The organism is Streptomyces sp. NPDC004284 (genome assembly GCF_042874035.1).
GTDB lineage: Bacteria > Actinomycetota > Actinomycetes > Streptomycetales > Streptomycetaceae > Streptomyces.
Window position 1 is genome coordinate 63900 of record NZ_JBIAMJ010000019.1, and the last position, 17698, is coordinate 81597.

The following is a 17698-nucleotide window of genomic DNA, read 5'->3' on the forward strand; positions in this document are numbered from 1 at the left end:
CGTACGGGGATGGGGGTGCGGCCCCGGCCATCCAGCCTACGAGGTGCCGCACCCCCCTCCAGCTCATACGCTCGGTCCATGCCCCGCCGCCACATCCACGTGACCGGCGCAGCCGAGGCTCCGCTGCGGGCCGCCCTGCGCGCACTCCGTACCGGGCTCGCGATCCCCGAGGGCTTCCCGCCCGCCGTCCTCGCCGAGGCCGAAGCCGCCGCCGAGAACCCCCGGCTCCCCTCGTACGACGCCACCGACCTCCCCTTCCTCACCATCGACCCGCCCGGCTCCACCGACCTCGACCAGGCCATGCACCTGGCCCGCCGGGCCGACGGCGGCTACCGCGTCCACTACGCCATCGCCGACGTCGCCGCCTTCGTCACCCCCGGCGGCGCGCTCGACGCCGAGGCCCACCGGCGCGTCCTCACCCTCTACTTCCCCGACGAGAAGGTCCCCCTCCACCCCGCCGTCCTCTCCGAGGGCGCCGCCAGCCTCCTCCCCGGCGAACCCCGCCCCGCCCTCCTCTGGCGCATCGACCTCGACGCCGACGGCCGGCGGGTCGCCACCGACGTCCGCCGCGCCCTCGTCCGCAGCCGCGCCCGACTCGACTACGCGGGCGTGCAGCGGCAGATCGACGACGGCACGGCGGAGGAACCCCTCGCCCTCCTCCGGGACATCGGCCGCCTCCGCGAGGCCCTCGAAGCCGAACGCGGCGGGATCTCCCTCAACGTCCCCGAACAGGAGATCGTCGAGCGGGACCACACCTACACCCTCGAATACCGCGCCCCGCTCCCCGCCGAGGCCTGGAACGCCCAGATCTCCCTGCTCACCGGCATGGCCGCCGCCGACCTCATGACCGCCGCCGGCACCGGCATCCTGCGCACCCTCCCCACCGCCCCCGACGGCGCCGTCGCCCGGCTGCGCCGCTCCGCCCAGGCCCTCGGCGTCGACTGGCCGCACCACGTCTCGTACGCCGACGTCGTCCGCTCCGCCGACCCCGCCAACCCCCGCCACGCCGCCTTCCTCCAGGAGTGCACCACCCTCCTGCGCGGCGCCGGCTACACCGTCTTCACCGACGGCCACGTCCCCACCCCGGCCGTCCACGCCGCCGTCGCCGACGAGTACACCCACTGCACCGCGCCGCTGCGCCGCCTCGTCGACCGGTACGCGGGCGAGCTGTGCGTGGCGGCCGTCGCCGGGGACGAGCCGCCCGAGTGGGTACGGGCCGTGCTGCCCGCCCTCCCCGACGAGATGGCCGGCGGCGCCCGCCGCGCCAACACCGTCGAACGCGAGAGCGTCGACATCGTCGAGGCGGCGCTCCTGAAGGAACGGGTCGGCGAGATCTTCGACGCGTACGTCATCGACGTGAAGGAACGCGAGCCGGCCGTCGGCACCGTCCACCTGGAGGACCCGGCGGTCGTCGCTCGCATCGAGGGCGGCGAGGCGAAGTTGCCGCTGGGGGAGTGGCTGCGGGTCAGACTGTCGGAAGCGGACCCGGGGACGGCGAAGGTGCTGTTCGCGCCCGCGTGAGCGCGTCGACGAGGGCCCTGGGGTCGTCCGCGTGCAGCCGGATCAGCCGTACGGGACGGGGCGCGCCGAGCAGCCGGGGCGCGTCGACCGGCTCGGTCAGCTCGATCGTGACGGAGGTCTGCGAGCCGACGGCGAGGTTCAGCTCGCCCTCCCCCTTCTCGTGCGAGAAGAGGGACTCGCGCCGGACGGCCGCGATCCGGTCCACCGGGACGCGCACATCGACGTGCGCGGCCTGCCGCACCCGCAGGACACCCCCGGTGAGCGTGTGCGGACGGGTCGCCGAGGCGGCGTGCAGCCCGAGCACGAACAGCACCGTGTAGACGTCGAGGACGAGCACGACCGCGTGGACGAGGGGCCGGTCGGCCAGCAGGTACGACATGCCGACCGTCTCGACCGCGCACACGAACCCGAAGCCGTACATCAGCGCCGCCTGGTCCCGGGCGTACGGAAACACCCCGCCCGCCCCCGCCACCCCGTCCGGCCGCCGCCCCACCCACCGCACGAGGCTCACCATGAGCCGCAGCTCGTGCCCGACCAGCCGCAGAACGGCCTCGCCCGGCCGCCGCACGGTGCTCGTCATCGGTCCGCCACCCCTTCCTCCGTCCTCTCCGTCCGTCGAGCCGCCACCAGCTCCACCGCCCGTCGCAGCGCCGCCGACTGCGCCGGGGCGAGGTCCGCGAAGAACGTGTCGGCGAGGCCCCCGGCACCCTCCGCCGGCAGTTCCACCGCCATCTCGTCGGGCAGGACGGCGGCCAGGGCCCGGGCCGCCCCCTCGACCCGGGGGTCGTCCGGCTCCGCGTCGGCGAGGGCGTCCAGGAGGCCGTACAGCTCCCGTGCGCTGCCCGCCGCCCCGTGCATCAGCTCCATCAGCCGGGCCCGCTCCGCCTCGGGCAGGACGGTGTCGAGGAGGGCGAGGACCTCCCGGTCCTTCGCCGCCATCGGGGACCCGAACTGCTCGCCGAGACCCGCGAGCAGCGCCGTCAGCTCCGGCGAGAGAGGGCCCTCGGCGGGCAGGCGGCCGGCGCGGGCCTCGGCGAGCAGCGGGGCGAGGCGTTCCCGACGCTCCCGGATCACCGCCTCCTGACGGGCCAGGTCGTCCGACAGCTCCTCCAGGACCTCCACGAGCCCCCGCCCCTCGTCGTCCGCCAGCACGTCCCGCACCTCGTCGAGGCCGAGCCCCAGCTCGGTCAGCCGCCGGATCCGGGCGAGCAGCACGGCGTCCCTGACCCCGTACTCCCGGTACCCGTTGGCCCGCCGCCCCGGCTCGGGCAGCAGCCCCGACTGGTGGTAGTGCCGCACGGCCCGGGGGGTCACCCCGACGAGCGCGGCGATCTCTCCGATCCTCATGCGCCCAGTAGAAACCCTGACGCTGCGGCAGGGTCAAGCACGACCGGCGGCGACAGGTAGCATGGTCGGCACGGCAGACGAGCCGGGCGGACGGCCGCGTGGAGATCCTCGGATCTCCCCGAGGAACGTCCGGGCTCCACAGAGCAGGGTGGTGGCTAACGGCCACCCGGGGTGACCCGCGGGACAGTGCCACAGAAAACAGACCGCCGGGGACCTCGGTCCTCGGTAAGGGTGAAACGGTGGTGTAAGAGACCACCAGCGCCTGAGGTGACTCAGGCGGCTAGGTAAACCCCACTCGGAGCAAGGTCAAAAGGGGACACCCCGGTGTCCCTGCGCGGATGTTCGAGGGCTGCTCGCCCGAGTCCGCGGGTAGACCGCAGGAGGCCGGCGGCAACGCCGGTCCTAGATGGATGGCCGTCGCCCCGACGACCGCGAGGTCCCGGGGCACAGAACCCGGCGTACAGCCCGACTCGTCTGCCCCCTTCAGCGAAGACCCCTCACCGGGGCCCCTTCCCGACGGCTCAACCGGACTCCGGGCCGCCGTGGTGGCGGAGGTAGGCCAGGACGGCGCGGACCCTGCGGTGGCCGCTGTCGCCGGAGGACAGGCCGAGCTTGAGGAAGACGCCGCCGATGTGTTTGTGGACGGCGTTGTCGGTGACGAAGAGCCGCTGGGCGATGCCGGCGTTGTCGTGGCCTTCGGCCATCAGCGCCAGGACCTCGCGCTCGCGGGGGGTGAGGGCCTCGACGGGGTCGCCGCGGACGGCGAGGAGCTGGGCGATGACCTCGGGGTCCATCGCGGTGCCGCCGGAGGCCACGCGGCGCAGGGCGTCGGTGAACTCGGCGATGCGGCTGACCCGGTCCTTGAGCAGGTAGCCGATGCCGCCGCGGGTGTCGGAGAGGAGACGGCCGGCGTACTCCTGCTCGACGTACTGGGACAGGACGAGGACGGGAAGCCCGGGGTGGTCGCGGCGGGCCTGGAGGGCGGCGCGGATCCCCTCGTCGCGGAAGGCCGGGGGGAGCCGCACGTCGACGATGGTGACGTCCGGGCGATGGGTCTCGACGGCGGCGAGGAAGCCGGGGGCGTCCCCGGCGATCGCGGCGACCTCGAAGCCCTGGGAGCCCAGGAGGAGTTCGAGCCCGGAGGCCAGCAGGACGTTGTCCTCGGCGATGACTACGCGCACGGCAGCTCCACGGTGATGACGGTCGGCCCGCCCGGCGGGCTGCTGATCTTCATGGTGCCGTCCAGGGCGGCGGCGCGGCGGCGGATTCCGTCCAGACCGCTGCCCCGTGCCGCGTCCGCCCCGCCGGCCCCGTCGTCGGTGATCCGTGCGGACAGCGTCGCGCCGTCGCGGGCGACGCGGACGGCGGCCTTGGCGGCCCGGCTGTGCCGGGCGATGTTCGCCAGCGCCTCGGTGACGGCGAAGTAGACGACCACCTCGACCGCGGCGGGGACCTCGCCGAGCTCGCCGACGTCGATGCGGGTCGGCACGCCGGCCCGGGGGCCCAGGGTGCCGAGCGCGCCGGCGAGACCCTGGTCGGCCAGGACCGGGGGGTAGATGGTGCGGATGACGGAACGCAGCTCGGTCATGGCCTCCTCGGTCTCGGCCTGGGCCTGCCGCACGAGGGCACCGGCCGCGTCCGGATCACGCGGAAGGGTCTCCCCGGCCACCGCGAGCCGCATGGCGATGGCCACGAGCCGGGCCTGGGTGCCGTCGTGCAGGTCGCGTTCGATCCGGCGGAGTTCCGCGCCGTGCGCCTGGAGGACGTCCGTCCGCGTCCGGGTCAGTTCGCTGACCCGCGCGGCCAGCCGGTCCGCCGGGGACGGCGCCAGGACGGCCAGGCAGCACCGCGCGTGCAGCCGGGCGAGCGGCGGCAGGACGACGGCCGCCAGCACCGCGAGGAGCAGGAACTGCGCCAGGTTGAGCGTCAGCGCGGGACCCCAGCCGTCGACGCGCGCGCCGGACAGCAGCAGCCCGGGCGGATCCTCCGCGGGGAAGGCCCACCACCCCACGGTGACGACGAGCGTGAGGAGCAGATTGCCCAGGCACAGCAGGGCGAAGGCCCCCGCGGGCAGGCCGAGGACCACCTGCGTCACGAGCCAGGCGAGGTCACGGCGGGAGGCGCGCGGGCGCGGCTCCACCGGTCGGCCGAGCAGCGCCCCGGCCCGCCGGCGCTGGCGCTCCGCCCAGGGAGCCGCCAGCGACGGCACGCACAGCAGCGGCGCCGCGACGAGCGAGACCGCCGCCGTCATCAGGGTGTCGAGCAGGTAGCGTCCGCCGCGCCCGGTCTCGACCGACCGTGCGCGGGCCTCGCCGATCACGCGGTGCACCGGTCCGTCCTCGCTGTCGTACGGGAGCTGTCGTACAGGAACTGTCGTACGGGAGTTGTCGTACGGGAGTTGTCGTACGGGGCCGGGAGCGGCCCCTCGGCCCGTCCGGCGGATCAAGATCGGACAGGCCCTCGGCGCGTCACTGTACGGGCCGGTCGCCCCCGCGGCACTACAGCAGGCTGTAGGCCGGGAGCGGCCACGCGCGGTAACGACGCGCGCAGGGGCGCCTCCCTAGCGTGGCGTCCATGACATCCACGACCCCGGCCTCCGCGCCGCAGCGCCACCCGTCCCCGCAGCGCCACCGCCGGATCGGCCGGAAGTGGCTGGCCGTCGCGGCGGCCGCACTCGGCACGGTGGGGGCGGCCATCGCCCTCCAGCCCGCCGACGGCGCGTCCGCGCCGCCCGCGTCCGGCTACCGGCAGGCCGACCTGAGCCGGGACACCGAGGCCCTCCGGGCGCTGGGGATCACCGGCGTCCAGGCGCGGGTGACCACCGCCTCCGGCCGGGACCTGGTCGCCACCGCCGGCGTCGCCGTCGCCGGCGCGAACCGCCCGGTGCCCCGCGACGGCTACTTCCGGATCGCCAGCACCGGCAAGGCGCTCATGGCCACGGTGATCCTGCAACTGGTCGACGAGGGCAAGCTGTCGCTGGACGACACGGTGGACAGCCGGCTGCCCGGAGTGATCGCCGGAAACGGCAACGACGGACGGAAGATCACCGTCCGTCAGCTCCTGCAGAACACCAGCGGCCTCCACGACGACCTGCCCGGCTTCGACACCCCGCAGCAGTACCGGCAGCACCGCCACGACACCTACACGCCCGAACAGATCGTCGCCCGGGCGATGAGGCACCACCCGGACTTCGCCCCCGGCACCGGCTGGGGCTACTCCAACACCGGCTACGTCGTCCTCGGCATGATCGTCGACGAGGTCGCCGGCCGCCCGTGGCAGGAGGAGGTCGAGAGCCGGATCCTGGAACCGCTCGGCATGCGGCACACGTACCTCTCGGGCGCGGAGTCCACCCTCCGGAGCCCGCACGCCGACGGCTACCAGGTCTTCTCCACCGGCGAACGCGTCGACGTCACCGAGCAGATCGTCCCCGACCTCGGCGGCTACGTCTCCACGACGGCCGACGTCAACCGCTTCCTCCAGGGACTCCTGGGCGGCGAACTGCTGTCCGAGGCGCGGATGGCCGAGATGAAGCACACCGTCCCGGTCCCCAAGCCCTTCGACACCTTCTGGCCCGGCGGACGCTACGGCCTCGGCCTGGTCGAACGCCCCTTGAGCTGCGGCGGCGGCTACTGGAGCCACGAGGGCGGCGAGGCCGGCTACATCACCCTGAACGGCGCCACCGCCGACGGCCGCCGCACCGTCACCGTCTCCCTGACCACCAGCTTCAACGACATGAACAAGACGATCCGGCAGCAGAAGGCCGCCAGCGACCTCGTCGACCGCGCGCTGTGCGGACGGGGAGAGTAGCCCTCGGGGGTCAGGGGCGCCGGACCTCGAAGTGGAAGCAGCCGTACTCGACGGCCCGGACGTGCACCAGGGCGACGGCCGGATCCGCGAAGGCCTCCGCGAAGGCCCGGTCGAAGCCCTCGGCAGGGGTCTCGGGCAGCTCCAGGAGGCGGCCGCCGATGATCCGCCCGCCCGCGTCGTAGCGGCGCAGGGTGCGGAGCGCCCCCGCACGGGAGAAGGGGTACGCCTCCGAGGGCGCGGGCCCGCCGCAGTCCTCGGCGTGGATGAAGACGGGACCCTGCTCGTCGTACGCGCCGGGCTCGGCCCCGCTCTCGGCGGCCCAGCGGCGGAGCGGCGCGTACGAGACGAGGGCGATCCGCTCGCCGGGCTCGGACGGGCGCAGGCAGCAGCGGAGGGGATGGCCGCCGTCGGTGGCGGTGTACGGCGCGCAGGCGCGGCCGGCGTCGTCGGTGACGCGCAGCCGGTCGAGGGCGGAAGGGGCGATGGGGCGGGCGGAGTAGGTGTTCATGGCGTCAGGATCACGTGGGGCGGCACCGTGGCGCTGGCGCAATTCGGACGCCGCGCTCGGCCGGGCGTTCCGCGGGCCGACTGTCAGTGGGCTTCGGTACGGTCGCAACGCGAACCGCTACGAACCGAACGGAGCCTTCCGATGAGCCGTCAGTTCCAGGTCACCTTCGACGCCCACGACCCCCGGGCCCTGTCCTCCTTCTGGCGTGACGCGCTGAAGTACGTCCACCCCGGGCCGCCCGGGGTCGAGTTGCCCGAGGGCGCCGACCCGCTGGCCGCCTGGGACGAGTTCCTCGCCCGGATCGGCGTACCGGAGGAGCAGCGCAACACGCGGTCGGCCATCGAGGACCCGGAGGGGCGGGGCCCCCGGGTGTTCTTCCAGCGGGTGCCCGAGGACAAGGTCGCCAAGAACCGCGTCCACCTCGACGTCCGGGCCGCCCCCGGGCTCCAGGGGGAGGAGCGGATGGCGGCCCTCGAAGCCGAGTGCGACCGGCTCGTGGGGCTCGGGGCGAAGCGGGTGCGCCGCTTCGAGCCCGTTCCGCCGATGAGCGCCGGGCACATCGTGATGACCGACCCCGAGGGCAACGAGTTCTGCCTCGACTGACCGGCCCCACCCTGGCGGCGTCCGGTGAAAGCGCAGGTCATACCCTGTGTGGCGCTGAGATGTCGTCAGGGAGGGGCGGGGCCGGGTGGGCGTGTCGCTGGACAAGGGACCGGGACAGGGGCTGGGGCAGGGGCCGGTACGGGAGTCGCGGTGGCGGCGGCCCGGAGTCATCGTCCTCTGCCTGGTCCTCCTGCCGCCCCTGGGGATCGTCCTCGCCTGGCGGAGCCGCTGGTCGCCGGGGCGCAAGGTGCTCGCGACCGTGCTGTCCGCCGTCTGGTTCGTGACCGTGGGCACGAGCGACCCGCCGGCGGACAAGCCCGCGGTCGCCGACGCCGCGCCGAAGGCCGACGCGTTCCCGTCGTACACCCCGTACACCCCGTACACCCCCACGCCGACCCCCACCGTGCGCCGGGTCGTCGTCGACTACACCGGCCAGAACCTGGAGACCGCGTCGCAGGCCGCGTACGAGGCCGGTTTCCGGGCGCGTTCGCACGACGCCACCGAGGACGACAAGGCGCAGTTCGTCGACCGCAACTGGAAGGTCTGCTTCCAGGAGCCGGTCGCCGGGGAGACCGTCACCGCCGACGAAGGACGGCGGACCCGCATCGAGTTCGCCGTCGTCGAGAAGAGCAGTCCCTGCCCGGCGCGCGACGGCGAGGCCGTCGTCTTCCCCAAGGTGCCGCACGTCGTCGGCAAGACCTTCGCGACCGGCTCCGCGGTGCTCCGCAAGGCGGGCCTCACCGAGATCCGGGGCACGAGCGTGTACACGGACGTCGACCTGGCGGCCCGTCACGACGACTGGCGGATCTGCTTCCAGGACCCGGAGGCCGGTGAGGACATCGAGCGGCCCGCCTACATGTCCGTACGCCTCTCCCTCGCCCGCCCCGGCCTCTCCTGCCCCTCCGAGGACTACGCCCAGCTGAACCCGCACCCGGACCCGAACCGCCACGGCAGCGGAAGCAGCGGCGGCTCCGACGGCTCCGGGGGTGGCGGCTCCGCCTACTACAAGAACTGCGACGCCGTCCGCGCCGCCGGCAAGGCCCCCATCTACGCCGGCCAGCCCGGCTACCGCTCCGGCCTCGACCGCGACGGCGACGGCAAGGCCTGCGACTGGTCCTGACGGTTCCGGGCCGCTGTCGGAGGGACCTCGCGGCCGGGGCGCACGGGGACAGGAGTCCCGCGGGTGTACGGGTGGGGCATGACCATTCCCGTGCATCAGCTCAGTGACCCGACCGTGCGCGACTTCGTCACCGCCCTCAACGCCAACGACCGGTCGGCCCTCTTCGGGCTCCTGGCGCCCGGTGTGACCATGTCCGACGACGGGTCCGACCGGGAGGTGGGGGACTGGCTCGACCGTGAGGTGTTCTCCTCGAACGGGCACATGGACGTCGAGAGCGAGACGGGCGGGGGCCGGGAGCTCGTCGCCACCTATCGCAACGACACGTGGGGAGCGATGCGTACCGCCTGGCGGTTCACCGTCGAGGGCGGGAAGGTCGCGCGGTTCGAGACCGGGCAGGCCTGACCTCCCGTGCCGTCGGCCGGGGCGCGCGCTAGCCCCGGCCGATGTACGGCATCGTCGTCGCCATCACCGTGGCGAACTGCACGTTCGCCTCCAGGGGGAGCGAGGCCATGTGCACCACCGTGGCGGCCACGTCCGCCGCGGCCATCACCGGTTCCACCGCGGTCTCGCCGTTGGCCTGGAGGATGCCGGTCCGCATGCGGGCCGTCATGTCCGTGGCGGCGTTGCCGATGTCGAGCTGGCCGCAGGCGATCCGGTACGGGCGTCCGTCGAGCGAGAGGGACTTGGTGAGGCCCGTCATCGCGTGCTTCGTCGCCGTGTACGCGATCGAGTGGGGGCGGGGCACGTGGGCCGAGATGGAGCCGTTGTTGATGATCCGGCCGCCCTGGGGGGTCTGGTCCTTCATGGCGCGGAAGGCCGCCTGGGCGCAGAGGAAGGCGCCCGTCAGGTTCACGTCGACGACCGAGCGCCAGACCGCAGGGTCCAGGTCCTCGACGGGGACGCCGCCGCCCGCGAACGTGCCGGCGTTGTTGAAGAGCAGGTCGACCCGGCCCCAGCGGTCCCGTACCGCCGCGAAGAGGGCGGTGACCTCCTCCTCCGAGGTCACGTCCGTCGGGACGCGCAGGAAATCGCCGGCCGGGAGGGCCGCGGCCGTCTCCTCCAGGGCCTCGGCCCTGCGGCCCGCGAGGGCCACCGACCAGCCGGCCGCCGCGAGGGCCAGCGCCACGCTCCGGCCGATGCCCGAACCGGCTCCCGTCACCACTGCGATGCTCATGGGCGCGCAGCGTACGCGAGACGTGTGCCCCATGAACTCATCCGTCCGACACGTGGATGTTCTGTACTCGACAAGGTGGAGTCGCCCCGTCCCCCTCGAATGAGGGACGGACAGCATCCGTCTGGGGAGGGGTACATGAACCACGTACAGGAGCATTCCGAGGAACTCCGCGCCGCCGCACGCCACTTCGGGCGCCGCCGGTTCCTGACCGTCACCGGCGCCGCCGCCGCGCTCGCCTTCGCCACCCAGCTGCCCGCGGCCGGCGCCGCGGCCGCCGCCGAGCTCGACGCCCGGCGTGTCACGGAGGACCCGTTCACCCTGGGCGTCGCCTCCGGCGACCCGCTGCCCGGCTCCGTACTGCTCTGGACGCGGCTCGCGCCCCGCCCCTTCGAGCCCGAGGGCGGACTGCCGGCCGAGCGGGTCTCCGTGCACTGGGAGCTCGCCCGTGACGAGCGGTTCACCCGGATCGTCCGGCGCGGCCTGGCCGTCGCGCACCCGGAGTTCCGGCACGCGGTCCACGTCGAGGTCGAGCACCTCGAATCCGACCGGGTGTTCTTCTACCGCTTCCGGGCCGGCGACTGGATCAGCCCGGTGGGGCGGACCCGCACCGCCCCCGCCCCCGACGCGCGGAACAGCGGGCTGAAGCTCGCCGCCGTGTCCTGCCAGGCCTACCACGACGGGTACTTCACGGCCTACCGCCACCTCGCGGACGAGGACGTCGACGTCGTCTTCCACCTCGGCGACTACCTGTACGAGTACGCCGTCGACGCCACCGGCGGCGCCCGCGCCTACACCGACCGGACCCTCCCGGACGTCTTCGGCAGGGAGACCCTCACCCTGGAGGACTACCGGCTCCGCTACGCGCTCTACAAGTCGGACCCCGACCTGCGCGCCGCGCACGCCGCCCACCCCTTCGTCGTCACCTGGGACGACCACGAGACCGAGAACAACTACGCGGGCGACGTCCCCGAGAACGACGTCCCGCCGGAGGAGTTCCTGCTCCGCCGCGCCGCCGCCTACCGCGCGTACTGGGAGCACCAGCCGCTGCGCCGCCCCCAGCTGCCCGAGGGCCCGGACATGAGGCTGTACCGGCGGCTGCGCTTCGGGCGGCTCGCCCAGTTCGACATCCTCGACACCCGCCAGTACCGCTCCGACCAGGCGTACGGGGACGGCTGGCAGGTCCCCGGGCCCGAGTCCGAGGACCCGGCGCGCACCCTGACCGGCGCCGCGCAGGAGCGCTGGCTGCTCGACGGCTGGCAGGCCTCCGGCGCCCGCTGGAACGTGCTGCCGCAGCAGGTCGTCTTCTCCGAGCGCCGTGACCGCGCCACCGCAGGCTTCAAGGTCTCCATGGACTCCTGGGACGGCTATCCGGCCTCCCGGCAGCGGATCCTGGCGGGGGCGGAGGCCGCCGGCGTCGAGAACCTGCTGGTGCTCACCGGCGACGTCCACGTCGGCTACGGCCTGGACATCAAGGCCGACTTCCGCGACCCGGCCTCCCGGACCGTCGGCACCGAGATCGTCGCCACCTCGATCACCAGCGGCAAGGACGGAGCCGACCGGCCCTCGAACTACGACAAGCTCATGCGGGCCAACCCGCACCTGCGGTTCTTCAACGGGCGGCGCGGCTACGTGACGGTCGCCCTCGGCGAGGAGAGCGCCCGCGCCGACTTCCGTACGGTGCCGTACGTGACCCGGCCGGGCGCTCCCGTCACCACCGCCGCGTCCTACGTGACGGAGGCGGGCGACCCGGGGCTCAAGCCGGCGTGATCTCCTGCGGGTAGCGGACGCCGACGCGGTCCCGTACCGCGTCGAGCGTCCGCATCACCGCGAGCGAGCCGTCGAGGGGGACGAGCGGGGACTCCGTCTCGCCCGCGCGGAGCGCGCGCGTCACCTCGGCGGCCTCGTGCCGGAAGGAGAGCGGGTCGTCCGTCGACACGTACTCCTCCGGCTCGTGGCCGTGGCGGTGCAGGACGAACCGCTCGGGGAAGAAGAAGCCGCGCGGGATGTCGATCCGGCCCTCCGTGCCCGTCACCGAGGCCGTCAGCGGCGTGTCCGCCTCCAGCGAGCAGGACAGCAGCGCCGAGGCGCCCGAGTCCCAGCCCAGCAGCATCCCCGTGTTCAGGTCGACGCCCTCCGGCGAGAGCAGCGCGTGCGCGTGGACCGTGGACGGTTCGCCGAGCAGCAGGTGCGCGAACGACACCGGGTAGACGCCCAGGTCGAGCAGGGCCCCGCCGCCCACGGCCGGGTCCCGCAGCCGGTGGCCGGCGTCGAAGGGGCCCTGGAGCCCGAAGTCCGCCTGGACGGTCCGGACCTCGCCGATCGCCCCGTCGCGGACCAGTTCCGCGATCCGGCGGATCAGCGGATGGCAGTACATCCACATGGCCTCCATGAGGAAGAGCCCGCGGCCCCGGGCGAGAGCGACCAGTTCCTCCGCCTCGCGGGCGTTGAGCGTGAGAGCCTTCTCGCAGAGCACCGCCTTGCCCGCCTCCAGGGCGAGGCCGGCCGCCGCGCGGTGCGCGTGGTGCGGAGTCGCCACGTACACCACGTCGACGTCCTCGTCGGCGAAGAGCCCGGCCCACTCCCCGTACGCCCGGGGAATCCCGAACCGGTCCGCGAAGGCGCTCGCCGACGCCTCCGTGCGGGACGCCACCGCGACGACCTCGGCGCCGTCGAGCGCCAGCAGGTCCGTGGTGAACCGCTGTGCGATGCCGCCCGTCGCCAGGATTCCCCAGCGCACCGTGTCACTCATCTTCCCCACCCGTCCCCGTCCACCCACAGAGGTCTCGACCACACCGGTCGAACTGAGAGCATAGGTAAAGATTCAACGAAATGGAGCAGTCGATGCCGGAGAGCGGCCAGAAGACGATTCAAGGAACCATGGCCGAACCCGCCCCGGCCGCCGCCACCCGACGGGCGGGGCTTCTCGTCACCCTCGTCCTGGGCGGACTCACCGCCCTCCCCCCGCTCTCCATGGACATGTACCTCCCGGCCCTCCCGGAGGTCACCGGCGCCCTGCGGGCCCCCGCCGCCACCGTGCAGCTCACCCTCACCGCCTGCCTCGCCGGCATGGCCCTCGGCCAGCTCGTCGTCGGCCCCATGAGCGACAGGTGGGGACGCCGGCGCCCGCTGCTCATCGGCATGACCGTGTACGTCCTCGCCACCGCCGTCTGCGCCCTCGCGCCCACCGCCGAGCTCCTCATCGGCTTCCGGCTGCTCCAGGGCCTCGCCGGCGCCGCCGGCATCGTCATCGCCCGCGCCGTCGTCCGCGACCTGTACGACGGCGTCGAGATGGCCCGCTTCTTCTCCACCCTGATGCTGATCTCCGGTGCCGCCCCGATCATCGCCCCCGTCATCGGCGGCCAGATCCTGCGGCTCACCGACTGGCGGGGCGTCTTCCACGTCCTCACCGTGATCGGCGTCCTGCTCACCCTCGTCGTCTGGCGCTTCCTCCACGAGACCCTGCCGCCCGAGCGGCGGCACGAGGGCGGCGTCGGGCAGGCCCTGCGCACCATGCGGGGGCTCCTCGCCGACCGGGTCTTCACCGGCTACATGCTGACCGGCGGACTCGCCTTCGCCGCCCTCTTCGCCTACATCTCGGCCTCGCCGTTCGTGATCCAGGAGATCTACGGCGCCTCCCCGCAGACCTTCAGCCTGCTCTTCGGCCTCAACTCCGTCGGCCTCGTCGCCGTCGGCCAGATCAACGGCAAGCTCCTCGTCGGCCGCGTCAGCCTCGACAAGGCGCTCGGCTTCGGCCTCGGCCTCCTCCTGCTCGCCGCGCTCGCCCTCACCCTCATGACCACCGGCGTCCTCGGCGACGTCGGGCTCGTCCCCGTCGCCGCCGGACTCTTCGTCCTCATGTCCGCGATGGGCCTGGCCACGCCCAACACCAACGCCCAGGCCCTGATGCGCACCCCGCACGCCGCGGGCTCCGCCTCCGCACTCCTCGGCACCTCCTCCTTCCTCATCGGCGCCCTCGCCTCCCCGCTCGTCGGCATCGCCGGCGAGCACACCGCCGTCCCCATGGCGGTCGTCCAGCTCACCTGCGCCGTCCTCGCCGTCGCCTGCTTCCTGCTCCTGTGCCGCCCCGGCGCCCGCCGGAACCCCGGGCCCGGCGAGCGCGCCTAGACTGTCTCGGTGAACGCCCTCACCTCCGCCTCCGCCGACTCCCTGCGCGCCGCGCTCGCCGCACTCCTCGACGGGCTGCCGCCCAACCGGGCGGCGCAGGCCGTCGAGCGGCTGATCGCCAACTACCGGGGCACCACCCCGACGGACGCCCCCGTGCTGCGCGACCGCTCCGACGTCGCCGCGTACGCCGCGTACCGGATGCCGGCGACCTTCGAGGCGGTACGGGGCGCCCTGTACGCCCTGCGGGAGGCGGCGCCCGACTGGGAGCCGCGCGGCCACACCGACGTCGGCGGCGGCACGGGCGCGGCGAGCTGGGCCGTCGCCGAGGCCTGGGGCGAGGAGCCGCCCCGCACCACCGTCCTCGACTGGGCGGAGCCCGCCCTCGCGCTCGGCCGCGAGCTGGCCGCCGGGGTCTTCGACGCCGAGTGGCGGCGCGAGCGGATCGGCGGCGCGCTGCGCCTGGCCGAGGCCGACCTCGTCACCGTCTCGTACGTCCTCAAGGAACTGACCGAGGCCGACCGGACCGCGCTCGTCACCGAGGCGGCCCGCGCCGCGCAGGCCGTCGTGATCGTCGAGCCCGGCACCCCCGACGGCTACGAGCGGATCATCGCGGCCCGTACGCAGCTGGTCGACGCCGGTTTCACGGTCGCCGCGCCCTGCCCGCACAGCGGGGCCTGCCCGATCGTGCCCGGCACGGACTGGTGCCACTTCTCCGCCCGGGTCAGCCGCTCCTCGCTGCACCGGAAGGTGAAGGGCGGCTCGCTGCCGTACGAGGACGAGAAGTACGCGTACGTCGTCGCCGTCCGGTTCCCGGTGACCCCGGTGCCCTCCCGCATCATCCGCAGGCCGCAGATCCGCAAGGGCCAGGTCCTCCTGGAGCTCTGCGGGCCCGAGGGCCTCGGCCGCGACACGGTCACCAAGCGGCACGGGCCCCTGTACAAGCAGGCCCGTGACGCGGAGTGGGGCGACGCCTGGCCGCCGGAGGACGAGGACTAGGGGCGCAGCTCCTGGGTGCAGCACTTCACGCTGCCGCCGCCCTTGAGGAGCTCGCCCAGGTCCATGCCGAGCGGTTCGAAGCCGCGGGCGCGGAGGGGGCCGAAGAGGCCCACCGCGGTCTGCGGGAGCAGGACGTGCCGACCGTCGCTGACCGCGTTGAGGCCGAGGGCCGCCGCGTCCTCGCCGGTCGCGATCAGGGCGTCGGGGAAGAGCCGGGCGAGCACCGCGCGGCTGCCGGGGGAGAAGGCGTCCGGGTAGTACATGACCTCGTCCCGGGCGTCGTCCAGGACGCACAGCGCCGTGTCCAGGTGGTAGTAGCGCGGGTCCACCAGCTCCAGGCCGATCACCGGGCGGCCGAAGAACTCCTGCGCCTCGTCGTGGGAGAGCGGGCTGGAGCGGAAGCCGCGTCCCGCGAGGATCCAGGAGGCGGTGACGGCGAAGTCGCCCTCGCCCTCGTTCACGTGCTCCGGGACCCGCACGGCGTCGTCCGCCCAACCGTTCCCGCGGAACCAGGACAGGTGGGCCGCGGCCTCGTCCGCGCGCTCCGCGTGGGCGAACTTCGCGCCGAGGACCCGGCCCTCGACGACCGTCGCGCCGTTCGCCGCGAAGACCATGTCCGGCAGCGCCGGTTCGGGTTCCAGGAGCTCCACGGTGTGGCCGAGCGAGCGGTAGCGGTCGCGCAGGTCCTCCCACTGGGCGAGGGCGAGCGGCAGGTCGACCGGTTTCGTGGGGTCCATCCAGGGGTTGATGGAGTACGTCACCGTGAAGTGCGTGGGTGGGCACATCAGATAACGGCGGGGCGAGGACGTGCGCGGAGTGGGGCGCAATGAAGGCTCCTCACGGGGGCGGTCGGTGATCGGTGGACGATCGGAGGACCCCATGGTCCGCTCTCGTCGGCCTTCGCGCTGTGGACCGTTCGGGTGGTTCGAAGCCGTTCGAGTGGCGAGACGTCTCGTCTCGCCCGCTGCTAGATTGTGCCCATGTCCGATCCCGTGTCCGCGCCCAGGCCCGCCAAGGCCGCCCCCGACGCCTCCCGCCGCAGCGAGCGCTCCCGCCGCGCCATCTTCGACGCCGCCCTCGCCCTCGTCTCCGAGACCGGCTACGCGAAGACCACCATCGAGGGCATCGCCGCCCGCGCCGGCGTCGGCAAGCAGACCATCTACCGCTGGTGGCCCTCCAAGGCGGCCGTCCTCCTCGACGCCTTCCTCGACCTGGCCGCCCGCGCGAACGAGACGCTGAGCGGTGACGCCGACAGTGAGATCCCCGACACCGGAGACCTCGCCGCCGACCTCAAGCACGTCCTGCGCGCCACCGTCGACGAGCTGACCGACCCCGCCTTCGACGGCCCCACCCGCGCCCTCGCCGCCGAGGGCGTCGTCGACCCCGAGCTCGGCGCCCGCTTCACCGAGGCCCTGCTCGAACCCCAGCTCCAGTACTACGTCCGCCGCATCCGGGCCGCCCAGACCAAGGGCGACATCGACCCGGACGTGGACCCCCGCGTCGCCGTCGAGCTCCTCGTCGGACCGCTCCACCACCGGTGGATCCACCGCACCCTGCCGCTCACCCACGCCTACGCCGACACCCTCGTCGATCTCGCCCTGCGCGGCCTCGCCCCCCGCTCCCGGACGGTGTGACCAACCCCGGTTCCGCACTCCGGTCACCCGGAGCGCAGGATGGTGGGACCATGGGCAGAGCCGAACGGGCGAGCATGAGGTGTGAGGGGATAGATGGGCGACGGCATCGGCCGCTACCGCGGCACGGAGAGCAAACTCGCACAGTGGCTGCGCAGGCGCCCCAGACGCACCGCGGCCGAGGTCGAGAACGACCGCGAGAAGCTGCTCCTGGCCACCGCCGCCGCCGGGCTGCCCCTGGCCCCCGCCGCGTACCCCGTCGGCTACAGCTGTTCCTGTGAGCGGATCGGCTGTCCCACCCCCGCCCGGCACCCCGTCTCCTTCGCCTGGCAGACGCAGTCGACCACCGACCGCGCCCAGATCGAGCGCTGGGCCCGCAACGAGCCGCGGGCGAACTTCATCACCGCCACCGGCATGGTCCACGACGTCCTCGACGTCCCGCTGGCCGCCGGCCGCGCCGCCCTGGAGCGGCTCCTCGCCGAGGGCGTCGAGGTCGGCCCGGTCTCCGAGGCCGCCGACGCCATCGGCGACGGCGGACGGATGTTCTTCTTCACCGCCACCCGCGGCACCCCCGAGGACGAGGACGAGTGGTGGCCGTGTGAGCTGGACTGCCACCCCGAGACGATGGACGAGCACCCGGGGCTGCGCTGGCACTGCCGCGGCAGCTACGTCCTCGTCCCCCCGGCCCGCCTCCCCGGCGACGAGGACGCCCACCCCGTCGTCACCTGGCTCCGCGGCCCCGAGCACCCGCTCCCCGACCCGCTGAACCTCCTCGAAGCCCTCCAGGACGCCTGCGCCCGCCACGCGGCCGACCGCGACGGAGAACACCCGGCCCACGAGATCGCCTGGCCGCTGACGCGCTGATC

Annotated in this window: 18 protein-coding genes and 1 other RNA gene; 11 read left to right on the forward strand and 8 right to left on the reverse strand. The window is 73.9% G+C overall.

The window, feature by feature from the left end; translation table 11 throughout:
* Positions 1–78: 78 nt before the first annotated feature.
* On the forward strand, positions 79–1521 hold the full coding sequence (locus ACFYUS_RS33595) for an RNB domain-containing ribonuclease (RefSeq protein WP_388860902.1): 1443 nt from the start codon (positions 79–81) through the stop codon (positions 1519–1521).
* Here ACFYUS_RS33595 and ACFYUS_RS33600 read toward each other — a convergent pair.
* Both ACFYUS_RS33600 and ACFYUS_RS33605 read right to left on the reverse strand, forming a co-directional pair.
* The gene (locus ACFYUS_RS33600; RefSeq protein WP_388860905.1) at positions 1466–2101 is read right to left on the reverse strand and encodes a hypothetical protein; all 636 of its coding nucleotides are present in this window, start codon (positions 2099–2101) and stop codon (positions 1466–1468) included. The two genes, ACFYUS_RS33595 and ACFYUS_RS33600, sit on opposite strands and share 56 nt — an antisense overlap.
* On the reverse strand, positions 2098–2868 hold the full coding sequence (locus ACFYUS_RS33605; protein WP_388860908.1) for a MerR family transcriptional regulator: 771 nt from the start codon (positions 2866–2868) through the stop codon (positions 2098–2100). Before ACFYUS_RS33605 ends, ACFYUS_RS33600 begins: the two co-directional genes overlap by 4 nt.
* A gap of 78 nt (positions 2869–2946) precedes the next feature.
* On the opposite strand from ACFYUS_RS33605, the gene rnpB reads away from it, so the two are divergent.
* Positions 2947–3345: RNase P RNA component class A (gene rnpB, locus ACFYUS_RS33610), an RNA gene on the forward strand.
* Between the two features lie 44 nt (positions 3346–3389).
* Here rnpB and ACFYUS_RS33615 read toward each other — a convergent pair.
* Entirely contained in the window at positions 3390–4049 is a 660-nt protein-coding gene (locus ACFYUS_RS33615; protein WP_388860911.1) for a response regulator, read from the reverse strand.
* Entirely contained in the window at positions 4040–5197 is a 1158-nt protein-coding gene (locus tag ACFYUS_RS33620) for a sensor histidine kinase (protein WP_388860914.1), read from the reverse strand. Before ACFYUS_RS33620 ends, ACFYUS_RS33615 begins: the two co-directional genes overlap by 10 nt.
* 245 nt (positions 5198–5442) lie before the next feature.
* Here ACFYUS_RS33620 and ACFYUS_RS33625 point away from each other — a divergent pair, with 245 nt between their 5' ends.
* Complete coding sequence (locus tag ACFYUS_RS33625; RefSeq protein WP_388860917.1) at positions 5443–6675, forward strand: serine hydrolase domain-containing protein; 1233 nt, start codon at positions 5443–5445, stop codon at positions 6673–6675.
* A gap of 10 nt (positions 6676–6685) precedes the next feature.
* On the opposite strand, the gene ACFYUS_RS33630 is transcribed toward ACFYUS_RS33625, so the two are convergent.
* Positions 6686–7183: a DUF1203 domain-containing protein gene (locus ACFYUS_RS33630; protein ID WP_388860920.1), complete on the reverse strand. Its 498-nt coding sequence runs from the start codon at positions 7181–7183 to the stop codon at positions 6686–6688.
* Between the two features lie 141 nt (positions 7184–7324).
* Between ACFYUS_RS33630 and ACFYUS_RS33635 the strand changes: the two genes are divergently transcribed.
* The 3 genes from ACFYUS_RS33635 to ACFYUS_RS33645 all read left to right on the forward strand — a co-directional run bounded on the left by ACFYUS_RS33635 (position 7325) and on the right by ACFYUS_RS33645 (position 9308).
* Positions 7325–7786, forward strand: a complete 462-nt coding sequence (locus tag ACFYUS_RS33635; protein WP_388860923.1) for a VOC family protein — start codon at positions 7325–7327, stop codon at positions 7784–7786.
* Between the two features lie 85 nt (positions 7787–7871).
* A complete protein-coding gene (locus ACFYUS_RS33640) occupies positions 7872–8906 on the forward strand; it encodes an excalibur calcium-binding domain-containing protein (protein ID WP_388860926.1) in 1035 nt (344 codons plus the stop codon).
* A gap of 78 nt (positions 8907–8984) precedes the next feature.
* Complete coding sequence (locus ACFYUS_RS33645; protein WP_388860929.1) at positions 8985–9308, forward strand: nuclear transport factor 2 family protein; 324 nt, start codon at positions 8985–8987, stop codon at positions 9306–9308.
* 28 nt (positions 9309–9336) lie between these two features.
* Here the strand turns inward: ACFYUS_RS33645 and ACFYUS_RS33650 are convergent, their stop codons facing one another.
* Positions 9337–10113, reverse strand: a complete 777-nt coding sequence (locus tag ACFYUS_RS33650) for an SDR family oxidoreductase (protein WP_388860932.1) — start codon at positions 10111–10113, stop codon at positions 9337–9339.
* A 102-nt stretch (positions 10114–10215) separates the two neighbouring features.
* Between ACFYUS_RS33650 and ACFYUS_RS33655 the strand changes: the two genes are divergently transcribed.
* The gene (locus ACFYUS_RS33655; protein WP_388860935.1) at positions 10216–11847 is read left to right on the forward strand and encodes an alkaline phosphatase D family protein; all 1632 of its coding nucleotides are present in this window, start codon (positions 10216–10218) and stop codon (positions 11845–11847) included.
* Here ACFYUS_RS33655 and ACFYUS_RS33660 read toward each other — a convergent pair.
* Positions 11834–12829, reverse strand: coding sequence for a Gfo/Idh/MocA family protein (locus ACFYUS_RS33660; RefSeq protein ID WP_388860938.1), 996 nt, complete (start codon positions 12827–12829; stop codon positions 11834–11836). The genes ACFYUS_RS33655 and ACFYUS_RS33660 overlap by 14 nt on opposite strands.
* A gap of 92 nt (positions 12830–12921) precedes the next feature.
* On the opposite strand from ACFYUS_RS33660, the gene ACFYUS_RS33665 reads away from it, so the two are divergent.
* Complete coding sequence (locus tag ACFYUS_RS33665; RefSeq protein WP_388861161.1) at positions 12922–14205, forward strand: Bcr/CflA family multidrug efflux MFS transporter; 1284 nt, start codon at positions 12922–12924, stop codon at positions 14203–14205.
* A 9-nt stretch (positions 14206–14214) separates the two neighbouring features.
* Entirely contained in the window at positions 14215–15201 is a 987-nt protein-coding gene (locus tag ACFYUS_RS33670; protein WP_388860941.1) for a small ribosomal subunit Rsm22 family protein, read from the forward strand.
* On the opposite strand, the gene ddaH is transcribed toward ACFYUS_RS33670, so the two are convergent.
* Positions 15198–16028, reverse strand: coding sequence for a dimethylargininase (ddaH, locus tag ACFYUS_RS33675; RefSeq protein ID WP_388860944.1), 831 nt, complete (start codon positions 16026–16028; stop codon positions 15198–15200). The two genes, ACFYUS_RS33670 and ddaH, sit on opposite strands and share 4 nt — an antisense overlap.
* Positions 16029–16181: 153 nt before the next feature.
* Between ddaH and ACFYUS_RS33680 the strand changes: the two genes are divergently transcribed.
* Together ACFYUS_RS33680 and ACFYUS_RS33685 are read left to right on the forward strand one after the other, a co-directional pair.
* Complete coding sequence (locus ACFYUS_RS33680) at positions 16182–16835, forward strand: TetR/AcrR family transcriptional regulator (protein WP_388860947.1); 654 nt, start codon at positions 16182–16184, stop codon at positions 16833–16835.
* A gap of 93 nt (positions 16836–16928) precedes the next feature.
* Entirely contained in the window at positions 16929–17696 is a 768-nt protein-coding gene (locus ACFYUS_RS33685; RefSeq protein ID WP_388860950.1) for a bifunctional DNA primase/polymerase, read from the forward strand.
* Positions 17697–17698 lie beyond the last annotated feature (2 nt).